The following is a 22919-nucleotide window of genomic DNA, read 5'->3' on the forward strand; positions in this document are numbered from 1 at the left end:
TTTTGACGCAGCCCTTGCATGAGCTAGGCTGCGGTCTGTTTTCGGGGCGCAGGTACTTTTCAGGTATGGGGGAAAGAGATGAGCGAATCCGTGTCGTCACCGGTCGTCGGAATTATCGGGGGCAGCGGCGTCTATGATATCGAGGGCTTGGAGAACACTGAATGGCGGGAGGTCGAGAGCCCTTTCGGTCGCCCCTCAGATGCCTTGCTATGCGGTGAACTGGAGGGCCAGAGGGTCGTCTTCCTGCCCCGTCACGGCCGTGGCCACGTTCTGTCGCCCAGCGAGGTCAACTATCGTGCCAACATCGATGCGCTCAAGCGCCTGGGCGTGACCGATATCCTGTCCTTGAGCGCTGTGGGATCCCTGAGGGAGGATCTGCCGCCCGGACATTTCGTTTTGGTGGATCAATTCATCGATCGGACCTTCCAGCGCCAGAAGACATTCTTCGGCGAGGGGCTGGTCGCCCATGTCTCACTGGCGCAACCGGTCTGCGGGCGTCTGGACAGCCATCTGGCGTTGGCGGCGGAAGAGGTGGGCATTCCCTTCCGCGAGGGTGGTACCTACCTGGCCATGGAAGGACCGCAGTTCTCCACCAAGGCCGAATCCGAACTCTACCGCAGCTGGGGGTGTGACGTGATCGGCATGACCAACATGCCGGAGGCCAAGCTGGCCCGTGAGGCGGAGCTTTGCTATGCCAGCGTCGCCATGGTGACGGACTATGACTGTTGGCACCCGGAGCATGACCACGTCACGGTGGAGCAGGTCGTGAAGATTCTGATGCAGAATGCCGAGAAGGCCCGTGCCCTGATCAAGACCGTTCTGCCCCGTTTGGCGCCCCAGAGGCAGCCGTGTGCGCAGGGGTGCGACAGGGCCCTGGACAATGCGCTGATCACGCAGCCCGGGCGGCGCAATCCTGAAACCTGTGCGCGCCTGCAAGCCATTGCGGGCCGCGTGCTTGCGCCGGAGGTGAGTTGATGGATACAGCAGTCGAGGGTCTGGATCATGCGCTCATCGGCGTTCAGGATCTGGAGGCGGCGCGCGCCGGTTGGGAGCGTCTTGGTTTCACGCTGACGCCGCGAGGGCGGCATACCGGCTGGGGGACCGCCAATTACTGCATCATGTTCCCTTACGATTACCTGGAGCTTCTGGGAATCGTGGACGCGCAGCAGTTCACCAACAATCTGGATCGCTTCCTGGCCGAACGCGGCGAGGGGCTGCTGTCCCTGGCTTTTGCCTCCTCCGATATTGAAGAGTCTGCCCGACTGCTGAGTGAGCAGGACGTGGATCATGGGGGGCCGAAGGATTTGAGCCGCGGTCTGGAGTTGCCCGAAGGTACCGTCGAGCCGGCCTTTCGCCTGCTGCATCCGGCGCCAGAGGCCAGTCCTGCTTTTCCTGCTTTCATCTGCCAACACCTGACGCCGGAAATGGTCTGGCAGCCGCAGTGGACCAGCCACGAGAACGCCGCCACGGCCGTTCGCGAAGTCCAGGTTACCTGCGCCCATCCGGGCGAAACGGCAATGGCCTATGCGGCACTGTTGGGAGGCGACAACCTGGAAATTTCGGATGGCCGGGCTGTCTTGACCTGTGGTCCGTGCCGAATCCTCTTGCAGCCCCTGACCGACACGGTGGGGGTCCGCGAAGGCCTGAGCGGGTTGTCGCTTCTGTCTGGGGATCTGAAGCGGACCGAGGCCTGCCTTCGACGCAACGGGGTTACCTGCACCCTGGATGATGAAGGCGTTCACGTTCCTGGCGAGGAAGCCACGGGCGTCCCCTTGAGTTTCGTCTCACACTGAAGACCTGCCTTAACGCTCCAGGGCGCGCCAGGCGATGTCCCGGCGGCAGAACCCACCCGGCCAGTCGATGCAATCAATGGCCTTGTAGGCGCGCTCGCGGGCTGTTGCCAGGTCCGTCCCCAGGGCGCAGACATTCAGGACGCGGCCGCCGGCCGACAGGATGGCGCCATCCGGTGCTTCGCTGGTCCCTGCATGGAACAGGGTGACGCCCTCCACGGCTGCTGCATTCTCCAGGCCGTGAAGGGTCTCGCCCTTGGCGTAGCCTCCGGGATAGCCTCGGGCTGCCAGCACCACCGTGATCGCACATTCCGCCCGCCAGCGAATCTCCGCCTCGGCAAGTCGGCCCTCAGTTGTCGCCTGCAACAGGGCGGCAAGGTCGCTTTCCAGGCGCAGCATGAGGATCTGGCATTCCGGATCCCCGAAGCGGACGTTGTACTCCAGCAGGCGGGGTTCGCCTTCGGGTGTCACCATGAGGCCGGCATAGAGCACCCCCTGGTAGGGTGACCCTTCGTCCGCCATGCCAGAGATGGTGGGTTCGATGATTTTGCTCATGACACGGGCCTGCAGGGCCTCGGTCATGAGCGGTGCGGGCGAATAGGCGCCCATGCCGCCAGTGTTCGGCCCTTTGTCCCCATCGTGGGCACGCTTGTGATCCTGGGCTGAGACCAGGGGCCGTGCGGTGGTCCCATCGCAGAGCGCGAAGAAACTGACCTCCTCGCCCTCCAGCAATTCCTCGATCACGACTTCCCCGCCGGCGTCTCCGAAGCGTCCGCTGATCAAGGCGTCTTCCAGCGCGGCCTCGGCTTCCTCAAGGGTCATGGCCACGGTGACCCCCTTGCCGGCCGCCAGGCCATCGGCCTTGACGACAATGGGCGCACCCTGGCGGTAGAGATAGGCACGCGCCTGCTCCAGATCCGTGAAACGCCCATAGGCGGCCGTGGGAATGCCGTGCCGCGCACAGAGATCCTTCATGAAGGCCTTGGAACCTTCAAGCCGGGCTGCTGCAGCAGAAGGACCAAAGGCGGCTATGCCCGCCTCTTCCAGGCGATCGGCCAGTCCGGCAACGAGCGGCGCTTCGGGACCGATCACTACCAGGTCGATGGCCTGCTGCCAGGCAAAGTCCACCAGACTTTCGATATCCTCAGCTGGAATCCCGACCGATTCTGCACAGGCCTTGGTACCGGCGTTGCCGGGCGCGCAGTAGAGCGCGGTGCAGGAAGGAGATCGGGCCAGGGCCCAGCAAAGCGCATGCTCGCGGCCGCCGCCGCCTACCACCAGAATCCGCATCGTTCCAACTCGTCCCTTGTTCGCCGAACACCGTCTTGTAGCATGGGCGCACGAACCCGTGAGCAATTCAGAATCCAGAACCCGACATGTCCAAGCCTGAACTGCAAGGCAATCTTCCCGAATTCAGCGTCTCGGAGATCAGTGGCGCCATCAAGCGCACCCTGGAAGGTGCCTTCGAGCGTGTACGCATACGCGGGGAAATCTCGGGATTCAAGCGCGCCGCCTCTGGGCATCTCTATATGACGCTGAAGGACGCCGATGCCGTCATAGACGCCGTGTGCTGGCGCGGTCTGGCCGGGCGCCTGACTCTGAATCCCGAGGACGGCATGGATGTGGTGGCCACGGGCCGCATCACCTCCTATCCGGCACGATCGAAGTACCAGCTGGTGATCGAATCGCTGGAACTGGCCGGTGAAGGCGCGCTTCTGAAGCTGCTGGAGGAGCGCCGCCGCAAGCTGGCCGGTGAAGGCCTGTTCGAAGCCGAACGCAAGCGCGCCCTGCCTTACCTGCCCCAGGTTATCGGTGTCGTCACCTCACCCACCGGTTCGGTGATCCGTGACATCCTGCATCGCCTCTCCGAGCGCTTTCCCCGCCATGTCCTGGTCTGGCCGGTCCTGGTGCAGGGCGAAGGGGCGGCCGAACAGGTCGTGCGCGCCATCGAGGGCTTCAACGCATTGCTGCCCGGTGGGCCGGTGCCGCGGCCGGACGTGCTGATCGTGGCACGCGGGGGCGGTTCGCTGGAGGATCTCTGGGCTTTCAACGAGGAAATCGTCGTGCGTGCCGCCGCCGCTTCCGAGATTCCTCTGATCTCCGCTGTTGGCCATGAAACCGATACGACCCTGATCGACTATGCCTCGGATCGGCGGGCTCCCACGCCCACGGCGGCGGCTGAAATCGCCGTGCCCGTCCGCGCTGAGCTGGTCAGCATCACCCTGGATCTGGAGCGGCGCCTGCTGGGTGCGGCCCATCGCTGGACGGAGGAGCGCCGCCAGCGGGTCGAGGGCCTGGCCCGGGGCCTGCCGGATCCGCGCCGCTTGTTGGGCGAGAAACAACAGCAGCTGGATGACCGGACCGAACGCCTGGACGTCGCGGTGCGGGGGCGTGTCAGCAGCCTGGTCGCCGATTTGCGCGAGTACAGTGGTCGCTTGCCGCATCCGCGCCAGCAGCAGCGCTTTGCCGCTCAGAGCCTGGCCGCGGTTGGGGAGCGCCTGCAGCCGGCCTTTCGCGCTTTCCTGACGGAGCGCAGCCATGCTCTGCAGCGCATGGTCCTGACGCCGCCGCGCCAGGAACTTAAACAGGGGCAACAGGCTCTCGGTCATCTCGGCGAGCGCCTTTCCCCGGCAGCCGAGCGCCGTATGGCGGATGCGGCGGCACAGCTCGATTCGGTGGGGCGCCTGCTGGAGACCCTATCCTACAAGGCCACTCTGGAACGCGGCTATGCTGTGGTGCGGGGGGAGGAGGCAATCGTGACCCGGGCCGAACAGGTGACAGCCGGTCAGGACCTGGAAATCGAGTTCGCGGACGGACGTTTGCCGGTTGCAAGCGGTGTTGAGGGTGGCCCACAGGCTGGAGGTGGATCCTCTGCGACGAAAGGCAGGTCTGGCAGAAACCGAAAGATCAAGGATACCGGCGCGTCCGGCAAGGACCACGCCAATAGCGGAGAGGGCCAGCAAGGGCGCCTGCTCTAGGGCCAGTGAATCAGGGCAGGTGTCTCGGGACTGTGTGTCAGGATTGGCGCAGGGGGTCGAAGAAGACCCGCATCAATGCGCGGGCATCCTCGGGCATGGAGTAGCTTTCCGGGGCACTGAGGTAATCCGTGAAGATCCCGATCATGTAGCTGTGGAACGCCAGGGCCAGTATAGACCCGGATACACTGCTGCGGATCTGGCCCTGCGCCAAGAGCCGATCAAAAAAAGAAGTCAGCGCTGTGGTCAGTTCCTGGCGGGTTTGCCGGTTGCGTTCACTGAGTGCTTCCATGCTGCTCGATTTTTCGCATTTTAGCAGGATGACCGTGTAGACCTTCCTGAGGCGCTCGTCCTCATGAACACTTGTCAGGGACTCGATACAGAAATTCTCGAGTTCATAAAGATTATCTTCACGATTTCCCTCCTGAATCACGCGGAAGAACATCTCACGCATGGGCAGATTGACCCGCTCATGCATCTCGGTGAACAGATGCAACTTATTCTTGAAATGCCAGTAGATGGCACCGCGTGTGACACCGGCTTCGCGCGCAATCATGTCGAGGGTGGTGTGCGCCACGCCGCGTTCATAGAAGACGTTTTCTGCAGCAGAGATGATTTTCTGGCGTGTCTCTTCAGCTTCTTCCTTGGTGCGGCGTGCCATCGGTCTATCTTGCCTGTGAGAATTTTGAGTATTGCAAACGATCGTGTATGTATGTAAAAACCACTTGCAAGGCGGTTGCAAGACAAAAACTTCCTGTTATGCACGGGTTGATGGTTTCGCGGGGCAACCTTCTGAAAATCCGTTCATCCGGCCAATCAAAATTTGAGAAAGACTGAGGCATGCGCACTTCAGCGACGACAAGTGGTTTCCTGCTGCGTGGTCTTGCAGTGGCATCCCTGGCTGCACTTCTTGCGGCTTGCGGCAATGAAAACAACGCAAACGCCCAGGGTGCTGGGGGTGGGGAACGCCCGCCTCCACAGGTGAGCGTTATGACGACGGAAACCGAGGATGCCGAGATTATCCAGGACTATGCCGGCCGCGTGCGTGGATCGCGCGAGGTCGAGGTGCGCGCGCGTGTCGAAGGCATCCTGCAGAAGCGTCTTTACGATGAAGGGCAGATTGTCAAAAAGGACGACGCGCTATTTGCGATCGATCCCGAGCCCTTCGCTTTGTCGCTCCAGGCAGCGCGTGCCGAGCGCGATCGTGCCGAAGCCGAGTTGCAGCAGGCACAACGCGAGTGGAACCGTGTCTCGCGCCTCTACGATCAGAACGCCATAAGTGAACGCGAACGGGATTCCTCCCTGTCCGCTCTTGAGCTGGCACGGGCCTCGCTTTCGATGGCCAATGCAAAGGTCGATCAGCAACGCCTGCAACTGGATTACACGGATGTAGTTGCGCCGATAGGAGGTGTGACCAGCCTGGAAGCCCAATCCGAAGGCAGCCTGGTGGAACCGGGCGCCCTTTTGACCCGAATCACGCAGCTGGATCCGGTTCATGTCAGATTTGCCCTGCCCGAAAACGATGCCGGCCTGCAGCAGCGCGCCCGCGAGGCCATGAGCCAGGGCAATGGTGGAGCGCACAGGCGTGATGCCACCCTGATCCTGCCCGATGGACAGAAATACGAGCGTGAGGGACATATCGATTTTACGGCCAGTACGATTGATCCCCAGACCGGGACCGTTTCTGCGCGTGCCATCTTCCCAAATCCGGACAATACCGTCGTTCCCGGTCAGTTCGTGCGGGTGCGCATGCTGCTCAGAACCCTGGAGGACGCGATCGTCATACCGCAGCAGGCTGTGGGAGAGAACACCCAGGGCGCACGCGTTTTCGTGGTCGATGACGAGGGCGTTGCGCATGCCCGTACCGTGGAACTGGGGCCGATCGTCCAGAACCGGCAAGTGGTGACCTCGGGGCTGGAAGCGGGCGAGAAGGTGATCGTGAACGGGCAGGTTGCCGTGCAGGATGGCATGACCGTCAATCCGCAGGAGGCTTCGGATGACTCTTCCGGTGAACAGACGGCTGAGCAAGGGGCTGCCTCCGAGGAGGGCAACTGATGCTCCGTTTCTTCATCGACCGGCCGATCTTTGCTTCCGTCATCTCCATCATCATTGTCCTGGCCGGCCTGGCTGCCATCCGGATCCTGCCGGTGGAGCAGTATCCCGACGTTGTGCCGCCCCAGATTGTCGTACAGGCGAGCTATCCCGGCGCCAGTGCCCAGGCGATCGCGGACTCCGTGGCAGCACCTCTGGAGCAGGAGATCAACGGCGTCGATGACATGATCTACATGGAGTCCACCAATACGGACTCCGGCAGCATGAGCCTGACGGTCACCTTCGAGATCGGGACCGACCCGGACCAGGCCACCATCAACGTGAACAACCGCGTCCAGGCGGCCATGTCCCGCCTGCCCCAGTCGGTTCGCGACCAGGGTGTGCGCGTCGAGGCGCGTTCCAGCAGTATCCTGATGGTGCCGGTCCTTTTCTCGCCCGAGGGAACCTACGACCCGCTCTATATCAGCAACTATGCCCTGCTGAATGTCCTGGATGAACTTGTTCGCCTGCCCGGGGTCGGTGACGCATCGCTGTTCGGAGCACAGGACTATTCCATGCGCATCTGGCTGCGCCCGGACAAGTTGGCGCAGTTCGACCTGACGCCTGCCGACGTGGCGATGGCCCTGCGCGAGCAGAATGCCCAGTTTGCAGCAGGCCTGATGGGGTCGGAGCCGTCGCCAGAGGACCAGGTCTTCACCTATTCCATCACCACGGAAGGCCAGCTTCAGGACCCTGAGGAGTTCGAGAACATCATCCTACGCTCGAACGACGACGGATCCGTGTTGCGGCTGGGCGATGTGGCGAACGCTCAGCTGGGGGCCCAGGACTATTCCTTCTCGGCCACCTACAACGGCCAGGCCGCCGTGCCCATCGGGATCTATCTGCAGCCGGGTGCCAACGCCCTGGAAACAGCCGAGAACGTCCAGAACCTTCTCACCGATCTGGAATCGCGCTTCCCCGATGATCTGGATTACAGCGTGCCCTATGACACCACCGAGTTTGTCGAGGCTTCGGTCGAGGAGGTGGTGACGACCCTGTTGATCGCTCTGGGGCTGGTGACCCTTGTCACCTTCCTGTTCGTTCAGCGCTTGCGCGCCACGCTGATCCCGGTGATCGCCATCCCGATCTCGCTGATCGGAACCTTTGCCGGCATGCTGGCGCTTGGGTTCTCGATCAACCTGCTGACTCTGTTCGGCCTGGTCCTGGCCATTGGCATCGTGGTCGATGATGCCATTGTGGTGCTGGAGAATGTGGACAGGCTGATCAAGGAAGAGGGGATGACGGCCCACGACGCGGCGGTTGCCACCATGAAACAGGTGGCGGGTGCCGTGGTGGCTGCCACCCTGACTCTGATCTCCGTCTTTGCACCGGTCGCCTTCCTGGGTGGCATGACGGGCGAGCTCTACCGCCAGTTCGCCGTGACCATTGCAGTTTCGGTGATGTTCTCGGGCATTGTCGCGCTGACATTGGCGCCCGCACTCTCGGCCCTGCTGCTGGGCAAGGAGGATTCGGGCAAGGAGTCTTGGTTTTTCCGCTACTTCAATTCCGGATTCCAGAAGATATCGAATGGCTACGCGAACACTGTGCAGTGGTTCCTGCGGCATGCCGTCCTGGGCATCCTGGTGTTCGTGGTCGTGATCGGTTCGGTGGCCTTCCTGATCAATCGCCTGCCGCCGGGCCTGGTGCCGCAGGAAGACCAGGGCGTCGCCCTAGTGGCCTATCAGCTGCCTCCTGTTTCGGCGCTGGGGCGCACGGAGGCGGTGCGAGACAAGGTCTCCAAGATGCTGCTGTCCATGGAGGAGATCGAGGATTACACGACCTTCGCGGGCTATGACATCATCGCCAGTTCACAGCGTACTTCGGCAGGTGTCGGCTTCGCCAACCTGACAGATTGGGACGAACGCCAAGGGCCGGGCCAGGATGCCCAGTCTGTGGCCGGAAAGATCATGGGGGCCGGGGCACAGGTGCCTGAGGCCACGGTTATATCCTTCCTGCCTCCGCCGATCATGGGCCTGTCCCTGACCGGTGGCGTTGAAGGCTATCTTCAGGTGCGCGGCGACAGTACGCCCGAGGAGATCCGTGCCCTGGGCAACAAGCTTGCGGCAGAGGCCAACCAACGTCCCGAGCTGACCAATGTGCGCACGACGCTGGAGACGGATATACCGCGTTACCAGGCGGATGTGGATCGCGAGAAGGCCAAGGCGGCCGGAGTGCCCATCAATTCCATTTTCCAGGCCATGCAGAGCACCTTCGGGGCCATGTATATCAATGACTTCACCTTTCAGGGGCGGAACTGGCAGGTGAATCTGCAGTCCGAAGGAGAATTCCGCAGCAAACCAGAAGACCTGCGCCGGGTCTTCGTGCGCTCCGAGGAAGGGAACATGATTCCTCTCAGCTCCTTGGTGGATCTGGAGCGCAAGCCCGGCCCCGACATCATCAATCGCTTCAATGTCTATTCCGCAGCCAAGATGATGGCCGATGCTGCCCCGGGCTACACGACCGGTCAGGCCAAGAATGCCATGGAGGAGGTTGCGGCCGGCATCCTGACCCCGCAAAGCCAGCTTGGCTGGATCGGTGAGGCCTATCAGCTGGATGCCGCTGCAGGATCCGGTCAGCTTGCCTTTCTGATGGGCATGGTCATGGTCTTCCTGATCCTCTCGGCCAAGTACGAGCGCTGGGCCCTGCCCATAGCTGTCCTGACCGCAGTGCCGTTCGGAATTCTGGGGGCCGCGCTTGCGGTCTTCCTGAGCGGTTTGCCCAATGACGTCTATTTCCAGGTGGGCCTGCTGGTCCTGATCGGCCTCTCGGCCAAGAACGCAATCCTGATTGTCGAGTTTGCCGACCAGAATCGCAAGGAAGGCATGGCAACCATGGATGCGGCGATGGCCGCTGTCCGGCAGCGCTTCCGGGCCATCATCATGACCTCGCTGACCTTCATCATCGGAACCATGCCGCTGGTGTTCTCCACGGGTGCGGGGGCGGCCAGCCGCGTCGAGATCGGCACCGTTGTTGTCGGTGGCATGATCGCGGCCAGCTCCCTGGCACTGATCTTCGTGCCGCTGTTCTACAAGCTGATTGTCGACGGTTCGGACCGTCTGTTTGGCCGCCACAAGCAGACCGGCAGCAAGGAAGGAAAGACCGAGAATGCATAAGAAGCTGCATCATCAGGCCCTGTCGCTACTTGCAGCTGCCTTTCTGGCGGGCTGCGCCATGGGCCCGGATTACGAGGCCCCTGAGATCGACCTTCCCCAGGAGCTGCCGGAGCACAGCCTGCTGACGGAAGCCGAGCGGGAAGGCTGGGAGGACTGGTGGACGCGCTTTGACGATCCCACACTGAGCCTTCTGGTGAACCGGGCCATGGACCAGAACCTGGACATTCGCCTGCGCGCACAGCAGATCCAGGAAGCGCGGGCGCGTCTGGGCCTGGCCGAGGCCAACCGCCTGCCGACCCTGGACGGCCAGGCCGAGGCCACACGCCAGAGCCCGTCGGAGCGTTCAACCATTCCGCCCTCAACGGGAGAAGCTCAGAATCTCTATCAGCTTTCGGGGCAGTTGGGCTACGAAATCGACCTCTGGGGACGGTTGGCGCGCAGTCAGGAAGCGGCGGAAGCCTCGCTGGAGGAATCGGTTTTCGCACATGACGCCATCGAATTGGCCACGATCACGGATGTGGTGACGACCTATACCAATCTGCGAGCGGCCCAGCGCGAAGTCGCCATCCTGGAGAGCACCATCGAGAGCCGCGAGGAGACCCTATCGCTCGAGCAGGCCCGTTATGACGCCGGTGAAACCGATGCACTGGTCCTGCGCCAGGCGGAATCCGAACTGGCAACGACGCGCGCTCAACTGCCTGGGGCCCAGCAAAGAGTGGAACAGTTGCGCAGTGCACTGGCGGTCCTCGTTGGAATGAGCCCGCGAGAATTGATGGATGAGCTTCAATTTGGCCCGGGTGAGCTGACCGATCTCAACCTGCCCGACCAGGTTCCTTCCGTCTTGCCTTCGGAGCTTCTCAAGCGGCGTCCCGACCTGAGATCGGCGGAGGCGAGCCTTATGGCGGCGACGGCCCAGATCGGTGTGGCCGAGGCCGAGCGATTCCCTCAGCTGAATCTGAGTTTCCTCCTGGGCAGCACGGCCATCGAGTTCGCCGACATGCTGACGGCGCCGGCAACCACTTGGACCAAGGGAGCCTCTGTTATGGGACCCCTCCTTGATTTCGGGCGCGGTGCGGCGCGGGTGGACACGGCCGAGGCCCTGCGCGACCAGGCCGAGACCCAGTACCGCATGACGGTCCTGACGGCCTTCCAGGAAGTGCGGGATGCCCTGACGCTCTATCAGACTTCGGCCGAGCGCGTGGAAAGCGTGCGCCGGCAGGTCGAAGCTATCCAGGATACCGTGCGTATGGCGCAATTGCGCTATGACGAGGGCTTCGTCGGGTTCATCGACGTTCTGGACGCCCAGCGCAACCTTCTGGACGCGGAATTGGCCCTGGTCGATGCCATGCGGGCGCGCCTGAATGCAACGGCATCGCTGTTCAAGGCCCTGGGCGGCGGCTGGGAGGAACAGCTCTCGCCGCTGGCCGCCGACAGCGAGAGCGCAAGCCAGTGAGCGTGCGGGCCGCACCAGCGACCTAGAGGGACGGACGCAGCATGCGCCTGGCCGTGATTTACAATCCGGCTGCCGGCCTGCGCCAACGCCGGGTCTATCTGAACGTTCTGGAACAGCTACGCTCGCAGGATTGCGATATCCTGGAGATGCCCACCCGCCATGCCGGCCATGGCGAAGCGATCGCACGCAGGCTGACGCCCGCGACCTGCGACCGGGTGGTGGCCGCGGGGGGAGACGGGACAGTCAACGAGGTCGCCAACGGCCTGCTGGCCAACAGGGTCGGGGGTCAGGACCTGCCACTGGCGATCCTACCCCTGGGTACGGCGAACGTTCTGGCGCGCGAAATCGGATTGCCAAGAAGGCTGCAGTCGATCGTACGCTTTATCCGAGAGGGACAGCCGCGGCCCGTTTCGGTGGGCCGTGTCAATGACCGGCATTTCCTGCTGATGGCCGGCGTTGGTTTCGATGCCCACGTGGTGACCGGCGTACGCTGGCCCCTGAAACGGCGCATCGGCAAACTGGCCTATGTCGTGGAGACGCTGCGGCAGTTGCTTGTCTACGACTATCCGGAGTATCGCCTGCAGGTCGACGGACAGGCGCTGCGGGCCTGTTCTGTCATTGTTGCCAATGCACGTCATTACGGGGGCCGATACAGGGCTGCGCCTGCTGCACGGCTTGAGGCCGATAGCCTGGAAGTCTGCCTTTTTACACGCAAGGGGCGCTTGCACGCCGCAAAGTATGCGGCCGCCCTTGTCCTGGGTTTCCTGCATCGCTTGCCTGATGTGCACTATCGAAAGGCCAACTGCGTTCTGGTGGAAGGCCCATTGCAGGATCCTGTCCAGGGCGATGGAGACTGGATCGGCACGCTGCCTTGCGAGATAACCCTTTGCCCTTCCGCCCTGACACTGGTTTTTCCGCGATAAGCCGTTTTGTTGTGCAGCGCAAAATGAGCGTCAGCGGTCGCATCTGCGATACTATTGACCGTAGTGTCGTATATTCTTGACCCGCCTTGGCTGATTCGGTCAGGCTTCCCCACAGCTTTGTTCTTTTCCGGTCGCTTCCATGGTCAGCGCTCTCCTCCCGCTTTTTGCGCTTCTGCTTTCCGTTGCCCTGCTGTTCCTCGGGAACGGCCTGCTGGGCACTCTCCTGCCTGTGCGCGCCCAGTTCGAGAGCTTTACCGATGTAATGATCGGTTCCATGGGATCGTTGTATTTCCTGGGTTTCGGCCTGGGGTGTATCCTGGGGCCGTTCCTGATCCGGCGGGCCGGTCATATCCGCACATTTGCGGCGCTTGCCGCCGTGGTGGCGTCTATTCCCTTATTGCATACCTTGTTTCCAACGCCCTGGATCTGGATGACCCTGCGCGTCATTGCGGGCCTTTGCCTGGCCGGCCTCTACACCACCATCGAGAGCTGGTTGAACCAGGGGTCGTCCAATGAAATGCGGGGCCGTGTCTTGTCCATCTATGTCATGGTCAACCTGGCAGCCGTGACGGCTGGCCAGTTCCTGCTGAACCTGGATTCGCCGCTCAACTACCGACTGTTCGCCATGATCACCATCGTGATGGCTTTGTCGGTCGTCCCGGTGGCCCTGACACGGACAGTGGCGCCCACGCCGCCTTCCTCCGTAAACCTGCGCCTGCTGCGTCTATATCGGCGTTCGCCGGTGGGCATAGTGGGCGCCTTCCTGATCGGCGCCGCCAATGGCATCTTCTGGAGTGTTGCGCCGGCCTATGTCAGTGCGCTGGGCCGTGATACGGCCACGGTTGCCAATTTCATGGCGCTGGCGGTGATTTCGGGCGCAATTGCCCAGTGGCCGTTGGGCCGACTGTCCGACATCATAGATCGGCGCTGGGTGATGGTCATTGCCTGTCTTGGAACGACATTCGGCAGCATCGGGCTTTGGCTGTTCGGGCAGTTCCCGCTCTGGCTGATGATCTTCGGGTCCGTCTTCGGGGCCATGGCCCTGTCGCTCTATGCCCTCTGCATAGCGCATACCAATGATCATGTTGAATCGGCCGACTCCGTGGAGACCTCCAGCAGCCTGCTGTTGACCTTCGCTGCGGGTGCCGTGATCGGTCCATTTACGGGATCCTATGTCATGTCGCTGATCGGGCCGGGTGGCCTGTTCCTGACGGCGGGGACCTTCACGCTGATACTGGCTGCCTTCGCTTTCTACCGAATCCGCATGAAGGCCCCTGTGCCGGCAGACGAACGCGAGAATTTCGTCTACGTGGAGCCGCAGACCAGCGCCGTGGTTTATGAGCTGGACCCGCGCAGTGAGTATTCCGGCGATGATGAAGCAGGCGCCGATGAGGACACGATGTCTGAAGGAAGGGACCTGGACGATCCGGACCTGGATGGGGCTTCCGATCGGAATGTGGCCGAGGAGACCCTGGCGGATAGCGCAGAGGAATCGACGTCGGATCGCCCTGTGGAGACGACCGAAGAGCCCCATCCGTCGCAGGACAGCGGATCGGATCGCCCGGAATCGGGTAAGCCTGAAGCAGAGTCGGATCAGCCTGAAGACGACAGGGATCGCAAGACCTGAGTCGCGTCAGCTGCGCGGTGCGTACTTTGCCAGGATGCGTTGCAGAGTGCGTCGATGCATGCGCAGGCGTCGGGCGGTTTCCGAAACGTTGCGGTCACACTGTTCATAAACCCGCTGGATATGCTCCCAGCGCACGCGGTCGGCCGACATCGGTTGCTCGGGGGGTGGCGGCAGGCTGCCCTCGCGCGCCAGCAGGGCGGATTCGATCTGATCGGCATCGGCCGGCTTGGGCAGGTAGTCGGTTGCTCCGGCCTTGACCGCGGCAACGGCCGTCGCGATGTTTCCATAGCCCGTCAGCACAATGATACGCGTATCCCCACGTGCAGCCCGCAGGGTTTCCACGACATCCAGCCCGCTGCCATCGCCCAGGCGCAGGTCCACCACGGCATAGGCGGGTGGGCGTGCCCGCGCCGCTTCAACACCTTCCTCGACGCTCGCCGCCATCTCTACGGCAAAGCCGCGTTGTTCCATGGCACGTCCCAGGCGTTTGCAGAAACGCTCGTCGTCATCGACGATCAGCAGACGCTTGTCGGAGGCGTGGGGAAGGCTTTGGCCGGTCTTTTCGGATGACATCGTTAATTTGCGTCCTCTGCTGGCCCTATATAATGGAACGCGGCCAGGTTATTGCAACCTTGGCGCCGCCTTCGGAACGATTGCTGAATGAGACCCTGGCCCCCAGGCGTGAGAGCAGTGTGCGGGCAATGAAGATTCCCAGACCCATATGGTCCTCGCCGGTCCGTTCATCACGCCCACTGGTCGAGACATAGGGATCCCCTAGGTCGCCCAGTACGGTTTCATCGAAACCGGGCCCATCGTCCTCGATATGAATCCGGATTTCCGCGTCATCCCAGTCCAGCGTAACTGTGACCTGCTGGCGCGCGAACTGCAGCGCGTTCTGCAACAGGGTGCCCAGCCCGTGCATCAAGCCGGGATCCCGAGGCAGGAAGGGTTGTTGTTCCGGGCTGTAATCCGCGTGAACGGCCGGTTCGGGGTGAATCTGGAGGTCGATGTCGTCACGCATGAAGGGCGCGGCAGCGGCCTCGATCAGGCCGGTCAGGGGCAGGCGGTGATAGGGCGTGTCCTCGTCCTCGTCGGGGCGGCTGGCAAGCTCGCTGAGAATGCGCCGGCAACGCTCGCTTTCCAGGCGCAGCAGCGAGACATCCTCGCGCAGATGGGCGGTGTCGCTGTCGCTCGGAAGCTCGCGTTCCAGTTCCTTCGCGACCACGGCGATGGTGGCCAGCGGACTGCCCAGCTCGTGTGCGGCGGCGGCGGCCAGAGCCCCCAGCGAAGACAGGCGCTGTTCGCGGGCAAGTGCCAGTTGGGAGGCCCCCAAGGCGTCGGCCATTCGCCTGGCTTCAAGGGCCAGTGAGGAGACATAGGCGGCGATGAAAACAACGGCCAGGATCATGGCGATCAGGATCCCCGCCACATAAAGCGAGGGCAGATAGAACTCGGGATAGGGCCAGGGCAGGGGCAGGTACCAGATGCCCAGGGCCATGATGCCCAGGATGGCCACCACTGCCAGTTTGATGGTGCTGCGCCGTGACAGGGTTGCGGCCGAGACCACGACCGGTGCCAGAATCAGGATGGTGAAGGGGTTCTGCAGCCCGCCCGTGATGGCCAGCAGGGCGGTCAGCTGTATGAGGTCACCGATCAGGTAGAGTGAAGCCACACCGTCGCCCAGCCAGACGGTGCCCCGGTGACGCACGGCGGTCAGCAGGTTCATGAAGGCCAGCGCACCGATGATGAGCGCGGCCGGAACCAGGGGAACATCGAAGCCCAGTCCGGCCTGGACCACAAGCAAGGCCAGGGTTTGGCCAAGCACCGCCACCCAGCGGATGAAGATCAGGGTTCGCAGGCGCACGCGCCCGCCGGCTGCGGTCATGCCCGAGAGCAGGTCGGGGGTTTCCGGCAGAACCGGGGACGGCCTGCTTCCGGTCGCCTCTTCGCTCATGTCTTGGCTCCATAGCGAAGCAGGCTGCTGCCCTCACGCCGCAACCAGCTGCGCGCGGATTCGAAATCGCCCTTCATATCCTTCACCAGGCGCCAGAAGGCGCGGGAGTGATCGAGATGAACCAGATGGGCGAGTTCATGCACCACCACATAGTCGAAAACCTCTCTGGGAGCGAAGACCAGGCGCCAGGAGAAGCTGAGATTGCCGCTGGATGAACAGCTGCCCCAGCGGCTTGTGGTGTCGCGAACCGTGATGCGCCCTAGAGGTCGTGCATCGAGCGGAAGTTGAGCGCTGCGATGGCGTGCTTCCTGGGTCAACTGCTGGCGAGCGTAGCTGCGTAGGAAATCCTCGATTCGCCGGGGCAGGTGGTCGCCATGTCCAGAGACATTCAGGATCCCGGGTTCCAACCAGACTCCCCGACGGGCGTCCGGACAGTGGCGAATAGCATACAGATCACCCAGAATGGGCAGTTCCTGATCGGCGGCGAAGGGTACAGGGTCTGGCAGGGTGGCGCGGCGCTGTGCGATCCAGCCGCTCTGGCTCTTCAGGAAGGCCTGGACCTGCCGGCGGCTGACAGTTGGCGGTGCGGTGACCTGAAGACTTCCGTCACGCGCGGCCAGGCGCAAGGTGATCCTGCGCGCCCGGGGCGAGATGCGCAGGCGATAGGCAAGTTGCTCGCCTGCAAGTTCGATCTGGCCTGTCTGCGTGTCCCCGCTTCTCATGCCGGGAAGGTAGGGCAGCCGCGCCCTACGGGCAACGACAACCGCGCCGGACCCGGGTCAGTCGGCACCTGCCTCCTGACGCAGCAGGCGCCGTTTGCGCGCAACGCCCCAGCGGTAACCGCCCAGTCCGCCGTCGCTGCGCAGGACGCGATGACAGGGAATGACCAGCGAGACAGGATTGCTGCCACAGGCGCGGCCCACCGCGCGCTGCGCCTTGGGCAGGCCCAGGCGCACGGCTATGTCAGCATAGCTGCGGGTTTCGCCATAGGGAATGGCGACAAGTTCGTTCCAGACTCGTCGCTGAAATGCCGTGGCCCGGATATCGAGCGGCAGGTCGAAGTGGGGCATCTGTCCTTCCAGGTAGGCCAGGACCTCGGCAAGCGGCTCTTCGACGGCGGCCTGGTCGCGGCGCAGCTCGTCGGCTTTGGGAAAATCGGCGTGCAGTTCCTGTTCCAGGCTTTGCGAATCCGTTCCCAGGGCGATGAAGCAAAGTCCGTGTTCCGTGGCGGCCAGCAGCAGCTCTCCCAGTGCGGAGGGGGCCAGTCCGTAGACGATTCGCGCTCCGCGTCCGCCGCGCGCGTAGGTCGCCGGTGTCATGCCGAGCGCGTTGCCGGCGCTTTCGTAAAGGCGGCTGGCCGAACCGTAGCCCGCTTCATAGAGCGCGCGGGTGACATTGCCCGAACGGCGCAGTTCCGCGCGCAACCGGCCCTCGCGCAGAGCCTGGGCGTAGTCGCGTGGCGTGATGCCCGTGACCCGCTTGAACAGGCGGTGTGTGGACCAGGGACTCAGCCCGGCGATGCGTGCCAGTTCCTGAAGCGGCACGGGCGTGCCCTCGGCGGCCTCCAACTCGGCGCAGAGGTGTTCCACCAACTGGGTCTCGGCGTCCTCCTGCTCGCTCGGGATCTTGTTCTGTGATGCTTGTGGGCTGTGCATGGTTGTTCGTTCCGTTTCACGCTGAAAGCCATCCGGGCTTTGTGATGACAGCTGTCAAATTCAGGACAGGATAGCCTGCAGGAAGCCGAAGAGGCTATCCGGTGTTTGCAGTGAAGTGCAGATGGCTGGAAGGCTTGACCGAGACGGTCATTCGGGGAATGGTTACCCACAGGAATTCACTGGGAAATGATCCAAAGATCGTTTCCGCGAACAAGCAAGAGGTTCATGCATGACAGGGCTTCCGCCTTTTCACCTTGCGTTTCCCGTTGCGGACCTGGAGCAGACCCGCAGCTTTTACGTCGATGTGCTGGGGTGCTCGGTGGGTCGGGAATCCGATCGCTGGATCGACTTCAATTTCTATGGCCATCAGATCACCGCGCACCTGCGACCCGAGGAAACAAATGCCGTTGGGGCCAGCCAGGTGGATGGCAAGGAGGTCCCCGTGCGCCATTTCGGAGCCATCCTGGACTGGGAAATCTGGCATGAACTCGCCGAACAGCTAAAGGCTGCCGGGATCGATTTCGTGATTGAGCCCTATGTGCGCTTTCCCGGGGAAGTGGGTGAGCAGGCGACCATGTTTTTCAAGGACCCCAGCGGAAATGCCCTGGAATTCAAGTCCTTTCGGGACATGAGCCAGGTTTTCGCCCATTGACCGGCCCAAGCCGGAAGAGACCACAGTGAAAGGAAGCATGAGAGAGGGGGGCTCAGATCATGGATTCCGATGAAAAGGCCATCGAGACGACCATGGGCAATCTGCTGGAAGGGTTCCGGCGGCGTGATGCCGATATCCTGAAGGAAGTTTACAGCGAGGATGCCGACTGGACCAATGCCTTCGGTCGAACGTTGAAGGGGCGCGATGCCATCGTCGATTACCTGCGCGAACTCTTCGCTGATTCCAATTTTTCCGACGGCGAGATGAAGGGGGCGCCTGAGGTCGATGTCCGGCAGGTCAGCGAAAACGTGGTCCTGGTCAAGACTTACATGGAAGTGACCGGACAGAAGACAGTGGACGGCGGCACCCTGCCGACTCGGCGAAATCACTCCCTAAAGGTTCTCAAGCGCCAGTACGATGGCAGCTGGCGCATCGTCTCCGAGATCTACATGGACGCGCGTGACGAGGTCACCCACCGGCATTGAGGCATCCTGTATCCAGGATGCAGGGGCCTTCCCATAACGATAACAAGGAAGACAGATGAAGCCGGTTGCAGGATGGCTTGCCTGGTCCAGGCTGTTACCGGGGCTTGTTCTTCTGCTCTTGTTGCTCGCAGCCTGGACTTCGCTTTCAGACATGGTTCTGCCGGGCCGTATCGCTGGTCTTCTGGCCTTGCTGATAGCCATTGGCGCGGTCCTCAGGCACAGCGATTTCGTGCGCTGGATCGCATTGCTGCTGGGTGGGAGTGGCGCAGTTCTGGCCTTCCTGCGCGACGATTGGATGGCGGTGCTGGACGGCCTGTCCCGCGCGGCCATCTTTGCGTCCTTTCTGGCCTGTCTTTACGGCCTGCGCAGTTTTGTCCAGTCCGCCCCGCGACTTCGCGAGGTCCAGGATGCCTTCGTGGCCTTTCGTCCCGCGTCCCGGCGCGGCGCTGTCCAGTTCCTGGGGCTGGTCTTCTCGGTGCCGCTTGCAGTGGGAACGGTCAGTGTCGTCGCACCCCTCATCGCCCGTCAGAAGGACCCGCAGGTGCGTGAGGAGACGGCAAGCTGGGCGCTCAGGGGCATGGGGCTGGCGGTTCTGTTCTCGCCTTTCACGGTCGCAATGGGCGTCATCACCTCGGCTCTGGGAGAACGCCTGTCCTTCGGTCTGCTGATCGGCAGTGGATTCCTGCTTGCCCTGACGCTGGTTGCGATTCCGCACGTTCTGGGGATCTGTCGTTTCCCCAGGCGCCTGTCGCCACAGTTCTGGCAGGCACTCGGATGGGTGCTCTTGCCCGTGCTATTGCTGATCGTGGCCAACCTGACCCTGGTTTTCAGTTTCGGTTTCTCCCCGCCCGAGGCAACTATCCTGCTCGTGCCTCCAATGGGGCTGTTGTTGGGCTGGATCCGCGGCCAAAGTGCACGTGCCCAAATGATGTCCGTGACCCTGGATGCCTGGCGACGATTTGACAGCGAGGTCTCCATCTTCGTCGGTGCGCTGGTCTTCGCCAGTGTGATCACCAGTGTTCCCGAGATTGCCAGCCTGGTCGCACGTGTTGCCGAGGACTTCGGACCTGGCGCCCTGATCGCCATTGCCATGGTCGGTATTGCCGTGCCGACGGCCCTGGGGCTTCACATGGTGGTGACGGTCACGATTCTTCTGACGGTTTTTGCACCTGCCATGCCCGACAGCTTGCATCTCGTGCTTCTGGGGCTTGCCGGTCTGCTTGGCTGGGCCTTCGGGGCCATGACGGCGCTGGGGTCCATCGCTTTCCTTGCCGCAACACGAATTTTCGACGTGTCAGCCTACAGGCTTGCTCTTGGCAGGAATCTGCGCTTCATGACGGCGGTCATGCTCCTGCTGATCGTGATTTCGCTCGTTATCGGTTAGGCGGGACCGGTGCGGCGGGCCGGGCCGTCTCAGGGCCAGTCACAGATCACCAGCGGTGATTTTGCCCTGCAGCCAGAGATAGACCTGCTCCTTCACTTTGCCCATGATAGAGAGGTCATCCGTTTCAAGTGATCCGAGACATCCCGCACAGAATGGAACAGGAGTTCGAGCATGACGGCCATCACCCTGCCTGAGAAAGCCCTTGTCACCGGTGCCACAGCCGGGATTGGTGAGGCGACTGCGGCGGCACTTTGCGAGGGAGGTACCCGGGTCCTGGCCCTGGGGCGCCGCAAGGAACGGCTGGACTCCCTTGTGGAGTGCTATCCCGAACGCCTGACGCCGGTGGAACTGGATCTGGGCGCCCGGGAAAAGACACGCGAGGACCTCATGGAGCTGGCCGAGGCACATCCGGATCTCGACCTTCTTGTGGCCAATGCCGGCCTGGCCCTGGGGCGCGGGGCCGCCCAGGACGCGCCCTTCGAGGACTGGGAGCGCATGGTGGACGTCAATGTTTACGGGCTGATGGCCACGGTTCATGCCTTCCTGCCCAAGATGGTGGCCCGGGGAAAGGGCGATATCATCCTGGTTGGCTCCACTGCCGGTGAGTACCCCTATCCCGGAGGGCATGTCTATGGCGCAACGAAATCCTTTGTACGGCAGTTGGGCAGCAACCTGCGCGCCGACCTGCTGGGCACGGGCGTTCGGGTCACGGTGCTGGAGCCCGGCATGACCCATACCGAATTCTCGGAAGTACGCTACAAGGGTGACCGAGATACGGCCGAGGCGGTCTATCAGGACACGCGGCCGCTGGAGGCTGAAGACCTGGCCGAGAGCATCCTTTGGCTGGCCAGCCGCCCGGCGCACGTCAGCGTGACACGCCTGCAGATGATGCCCACAGACCAGGCCAATGGCCCCATGCGCGTTCATCGCCGGGAATGAAGCCGAACCCCTCAGGGCATTGAGAATAAGTCGAGGAAAGCCTTGCCCACAGAGGTGCTCGTGAACTACCTCTTGGCGGGTCAGGTCGAACCTTGAGGGGAAGCAGGTGCCGGAAGAACAGCCAGAACGGGCAGATCGCTGCGGAGAATCACGTGACTGCAAGGTCCAGGACCCCAATGCGTGGATGCAGCGGTCCGGGTTCTGAGACGACATGGAATTGTTCGCCACCTTCTTCGCCGGCCTTGGCCTGCTGTTCATCGGCATCCATTTCGTCGGTGACAACCTGAAACGCCTGACCGGGCGGAATTTCCGCCGGCGCGTTACCCTGGCCACGAACAGCCACCTTTCCGCCGCCAGCGTCGGTGTGCTGGCCGGGGGTCTGACCCAAAGCAGCAACGCCGTCACCCTGATCGCCATCAGCATGATCCAGGCCGGCCTGGCCGGTGTTTCGGCCGTCATGCCCCTGGTCGCCTGGTCCAATGTGGGCACCGCCGGACTGGTGCTTCTCTCGGCGGTGGACCTGCGCGTGATGGTCCTGTTCCTGCTGGGACTGGTGGGGCTGGCCTATTACTTCAACATCGATCGTTCTCTGAAGTATCGACATGTTGCCGGTGCCCTTCTGGGCATCGGTCTGCTCTTCTTCGGCCTGCAGTTGATGAAGGAGGGGGCGGCTCCACTCACGGAGATGGACTGGGTGGTGGATCTGCTGCAGCTGACCGCCCGCTTCGACCTGCTGGAATTCCTGACCGGCCTGCTGTTTGCGCTTCTGCTGCAATCCTCGGCGACGGTCACGATCATCGCCGTTTCCATGGTCTCCCTGGGCATCCTGAACTTCGACCAGTCCATCCTGCTGGTGCTCGGCGCCGGGCTTGGCTCCGGCATCGGGGTTGGGTTGACGGCCTACAATCTCGAGGGCACGGCACGCCAGCTGGCGCTTTCCCAGGTCTTCTACAAACTGTTGGGCACGATCTTCATCCTGGCGCTCTTCTACCTGGAACGCTACACGGACCTGCCGCTCCTTCGGGCAGCCGTGGAAAGGGTGACTCCCGAACTGGGCATGCAGCTGGCCCTGGTTTTCCTGGTCATTCAGGTTTCCAGTGCCCTGCTCGGCTCGCTGCTTCAGCGGCCTCTGGAGCGCCTCTGTGCACTGGTCTCGCCTGTGGCGCCGCACGAGGAATTGGCGAAACCCAAGTATATCTACGAACAGGCCCTTGAGGATCCCGAATCCGCGCTCGACCTCATTGAGCGCGAACAGCAGGACATATTGGCCCGTTTTCCCGGCCTCCTGCCCGTGGAGGGCGAGACAACGCCGCGTCCGGAACAGGGCCAGCGCATTCTGGAGGCCACGCGTACGCTCTGCACGGAGCTCGAGAATTTCCAGGCGGAATTGCTGGAACGGCGGATCAGTGCCTCTGTCCTGGAAAGCGCAATGACCCTGCAGAACCGCAATGTGCTGCTGGTGTCACTTTGCGAGGCGCTCGAGAATTTCCTGCAAGCCATGGACAAGATGATCGATCCGGAACGCTATGTGCAGTCGGCGCTGGAGGATCTTGTCAGGCTGGAGCGCGAAAAGGGAGTCGGCCTGGCCGATACTCTGATCGAGGTCTTGCACATGCTGCTGGAAAGCCTGCGCGATCTCGCCGCGGAGGGGGACGAACTGGATCGCACCCTCTTGCGCAGCATGACGGGCGATCATTCGGAGACCATGGAAAGCATCCGGCGCAGGCTGTTGCGTGAAGAGGCAACCATGGAGCAGGACCGCCGTGAGCAGCTTTTCGAAACAACCCGGGTGTTCGAGCAGTTGGTCTGGCTGATCCGCCGCTATGCCTCATCGATCAGTCCCGTTGCGCGCCAGGAAGCCTCGTGAGGGCAGGGACA

Annotated in this window: 19 protein-coding genes; 13 read left to right on the forward strand and 6 right to left on the reverse strand. The window is 62.5% G+C overall.

The features are described from left to right. Positions 1 to 78 precede the first annotated feature (78 nt). Both G502_RS0107275 and G502_RS21360 read left to right on the forward strand, forming a co-directional pair. On the forward strand, positions 79 to 975 hold the full coding sequence (locus tag G502_RS0107275; RefSeq protein WP_022728003.1) for an S-methyl-5'-thioadenosine phosphorylase: 897 nt from the start codon (positions 79 to 81) through the stop codon (positions 973 to 975). After that, positions 975 to 1793 carry a VOC family protein gene (locus G502_RS21360; RefSeq protein ID WP_022728004.1) on the forward strand — a complete coding sequence of 273 codons (819 nt, stop codon included), beginning with the start codon at positions 975 to 977 and terminating at the stop codon, positions 1791 to 1793. Before G502_RS0107275 ends, G502_RS21360 begins: the two co-directional genes overlap by 1 nt. Positions 1794 to 1802: 9 nt before the next feature. Here the strand turns inward: G502_RS21360 and purD are convergent, their stop codons facing one another. Next, positions 1803 to 3080, reverse strand: a complete 1278-nt coding sequence (purD, locus tag G502_RS0107285) for a phosphoribosylamine--glycine ligase (RefSeq protein WP_026989184.1) — start codon at positions 3078 to 3080, stop codon at positions 1803 to 1805. Positions 3081 to 3166: 86 nt separating this feature from the next. Here purD and xseA point away from each other — a divergent pair, with 86 nt between their 5' ends. Continuing rightward, positions 3167 to 4768 carry an exodeoxyribonuclease VII large subunit gene (gene xseA / locus G502_RS19150; RefSeq protein WP_051152065.1) on the forward strand — a complete coding sequence of 534 codons (1602 nt, stop codon included), beginning with the start codon at positions 3167 to 3169 and terminating at the stop codon, positions 4766 to 4768. Between the two features lie 37 nt (positions 4769 to 4805). Here the strand turns inward: xseA and G502_RS0107295 are convergent, their stop codons facing one another. Beyond that, positions 4806 to 5426, reverse strand: coding sequence for a TetR family transcriptional regulator (locus G502_RS0107295; RefSeq protein WP_022728006.1), 621 nt, complete (start codon positions 5424 to 5426; stop codon positions 4806 to 4808). Positions 5427 to 5605: 179 nt separating this feature from the next. Between G502_RS0107295 and G502_RS0107300 the strand changes: the two genes are divergently transcribed. The 5 genes from G502_RS0107300 (at position 5606) to G502_RS19155 (ending at position 13972) form a co-directional block, all read left to right on the forward strand. Then, complete coding sequence (locus G502_RS0107300; protein ID WP_022728007.1) at positions 5606 to 6820, forward strand: efflux RND transporter periplasmic adaptor subunit; 1215 nt, start codon at positions 5606 to 5608, stop codon at positions 6818 to 6820. After that, positions 6820 to 9969 carry an efflux RND transporter permease subunit gene (locus tag G502_RS0107305; protein ID WP_022728008.1) on the forward strand — a complete coding sequence of 1050 codons (3150 nt, stop codon included), beginning with the start codon at positions 6820 to 6822 and terminating at the stop codon, positions 9967 to 9969. Before G502_RS0107300 ends, G502_RS0107305 begins: the two co-directional genes overlap by 1 nt. Further along, entirely contained in the window at positions 9962 to 11422 is a 1461-nt protein-coding gene (locus tag G502_RS0107310) for an efflux transporter outer membrane subunit (protein ID WP_022728009.1), read from the forward strand. The genes G502_RS0107305 and G502_RS0107310 overlap by 8 nt, the downstream gene beginning before the upstream one ends. Before the next feature lie 41 nt (positions 11423 to 11463). Continuing rightward, entirely contained in the window at positions 11464 to 12345 is an 882-nt protein-coding gene (locus G502_RS0107315; RefSeq protein ID WP_022728010.1) for a diacylglycerol/lipid kinase family protein, read from the forward strand. Positions 12346 to 12484: 139 nt separating this feature from the next. After that, positions 12485 to 13972, forward strand: coding sequence for an MFS transporter (locus G502_RS19155; RefSeq protein ID WP_022728011.1), 1488 nt, complete (start codon positions 12485 to 12487; stop codon positions 13970 to 13972). Between the two features lie 6 nt (positions 13973 to 13978). Here G502_RS19155 and G502_RS0107325 read toward each other — a convergent pair whose 3' ends face one another. The 4 genes from G502_RS0107325 to G502_RS19160 are packed head-to-tail and all read right to left on the reverse strand — an operon-like array spanning position 13979 to position 17581. Continuing rightward, a complete protein-coding gene (locus tag G502_RS0107325; protein ID WP_022728012.1) occupies positions 13979 to 14545 on the reverse strand; it encodes an ActR/PrrA/RegA family redox response regulator transcription factor in 567 nt (188 codons plus the stop codon). A 25-nt stretch (positions 14546 to 14570) separates the two neighbouring features. Further along, positions 14571 to 15926, reverse strand: a complete 1356-nt coding sequence (locus G502_RS0107330) for an ActS/PrrB/RegB family redox-sensitive histidine kinase (protein WP_022728013.1) — start codon at positions 15924 to 15926, stop codon at positions 14571 to 14573. After that, positions 15923 to 16648 carry a M48 family metallopeptidase gene (locus G502_RS0107335; RefSeq protein WP_022728014.1) on the reverse strand — a complete coding sequence of 242 codons (726 nt, stop codon included), beginning with the start codon at positions 16646 to 16648 and terminating at the stop codon, positions 15923 to 15925. The genes G502_RS0107330 and G502_RS0107335 overlap by 4 nt, the downstream gene beginning before the upstream one ends. 57 nt (positions 16649 to 16705) lie before the next feature. After that, complete coding sequence (locus G502_RS19160) at positions 16706 to 17581, reverse strand: methylated-DNA--[protein]-cysteine S-methyltransferase (protein WP_022728015.1); 876 nt, start codon at positions 17579 to 17581, stop codon at positions 16706 to 16708. Positions 17582 to 17810: 229 nt separating this feature from the next. Between G502_RS19160 and G502_RS0107345 the strand changes: the two genes are divergently transcribed. The 5 genes from G502_RS0107345 to G502_RS0107365 all read left to right on the forward strand — a co-directional run bounded on the left by G502_RS0107345 (position 17811) and on the right by G502_RS0107365 (position 22908). Beyond that, positions 17811 to 18233 (forward strand): VOC family protein, encoded by a 423-nt coding sequence (locus G502_RS0107345; RefSeq protein ID WP_022728016.1) that lies wholly within the window; start codon positions 17811 to 17813, stop codon positions 18231 to 18233. A gap of 59 nt (positions 18234 to 18292) precedes the next feature. After that, positions 18293 to 18718: a YybH family protein gene (locus tag G502_RS0107350; protein WP_022728017.1), complete on the forward strand. Its 426-nt coding sequence runs from the start codon at positions 18293 to 18295 to the stop codon at positions 18716 to 18718. Positions 18719 to 18773: 55 nt separating this feature from the next. Then, positions 18774 to 20102, forward strand: coding sequence for a hypothetical protein (locus G502_RS0107355; RefSeq protein ID WP_022728018.1), 1329 nt, complete (start codon positions 18774 to 18776; stop codon positions 20100 to 20102). A 171-nt stretch (positions 20103 to 20273) separates the two neighbouring features. Beyond that, positions 20274 to 21041: an SDR family NAD(P)-dependent oxidoreductase gene (locus tag G502_RS0107360; protein WP_022728019.1), complete on the forward strand. Its 768-nt coding sequence runs from the start codon at positions 20274 to 20276 to the stop codon at positions 21039 to 21041. Positions 21042 to 21252: 211 nt separating this feature from the next. Beyond that, positions 21253 to 22908 carry a Na/Pi cotransporter family protein gene (locus G502_RS0107365; protein WP_022728020.1) on the forward strand — a complete coding sequence of 552 codons (1656 nt, stop codon included), beginning with the start codon at positions 21253 to 21255 and terminating at the stop codon, positions 22906 to 22908. Positions 22909 to 22919: the final 11 nt, after the last annotated feature.

It is taken from the genome of Fodinicurvata sediminis DSM 21159 (assembly GCF_000420625.1).
In the GTDB taxonomy this organism is placed as follows: domain Bacteria; phylum Pseudomonadota; class Alphaproteobacteria; order Kiloniellales; family DSM-21159; genus Fodinicurvata; species Fodinicurvata sediminis.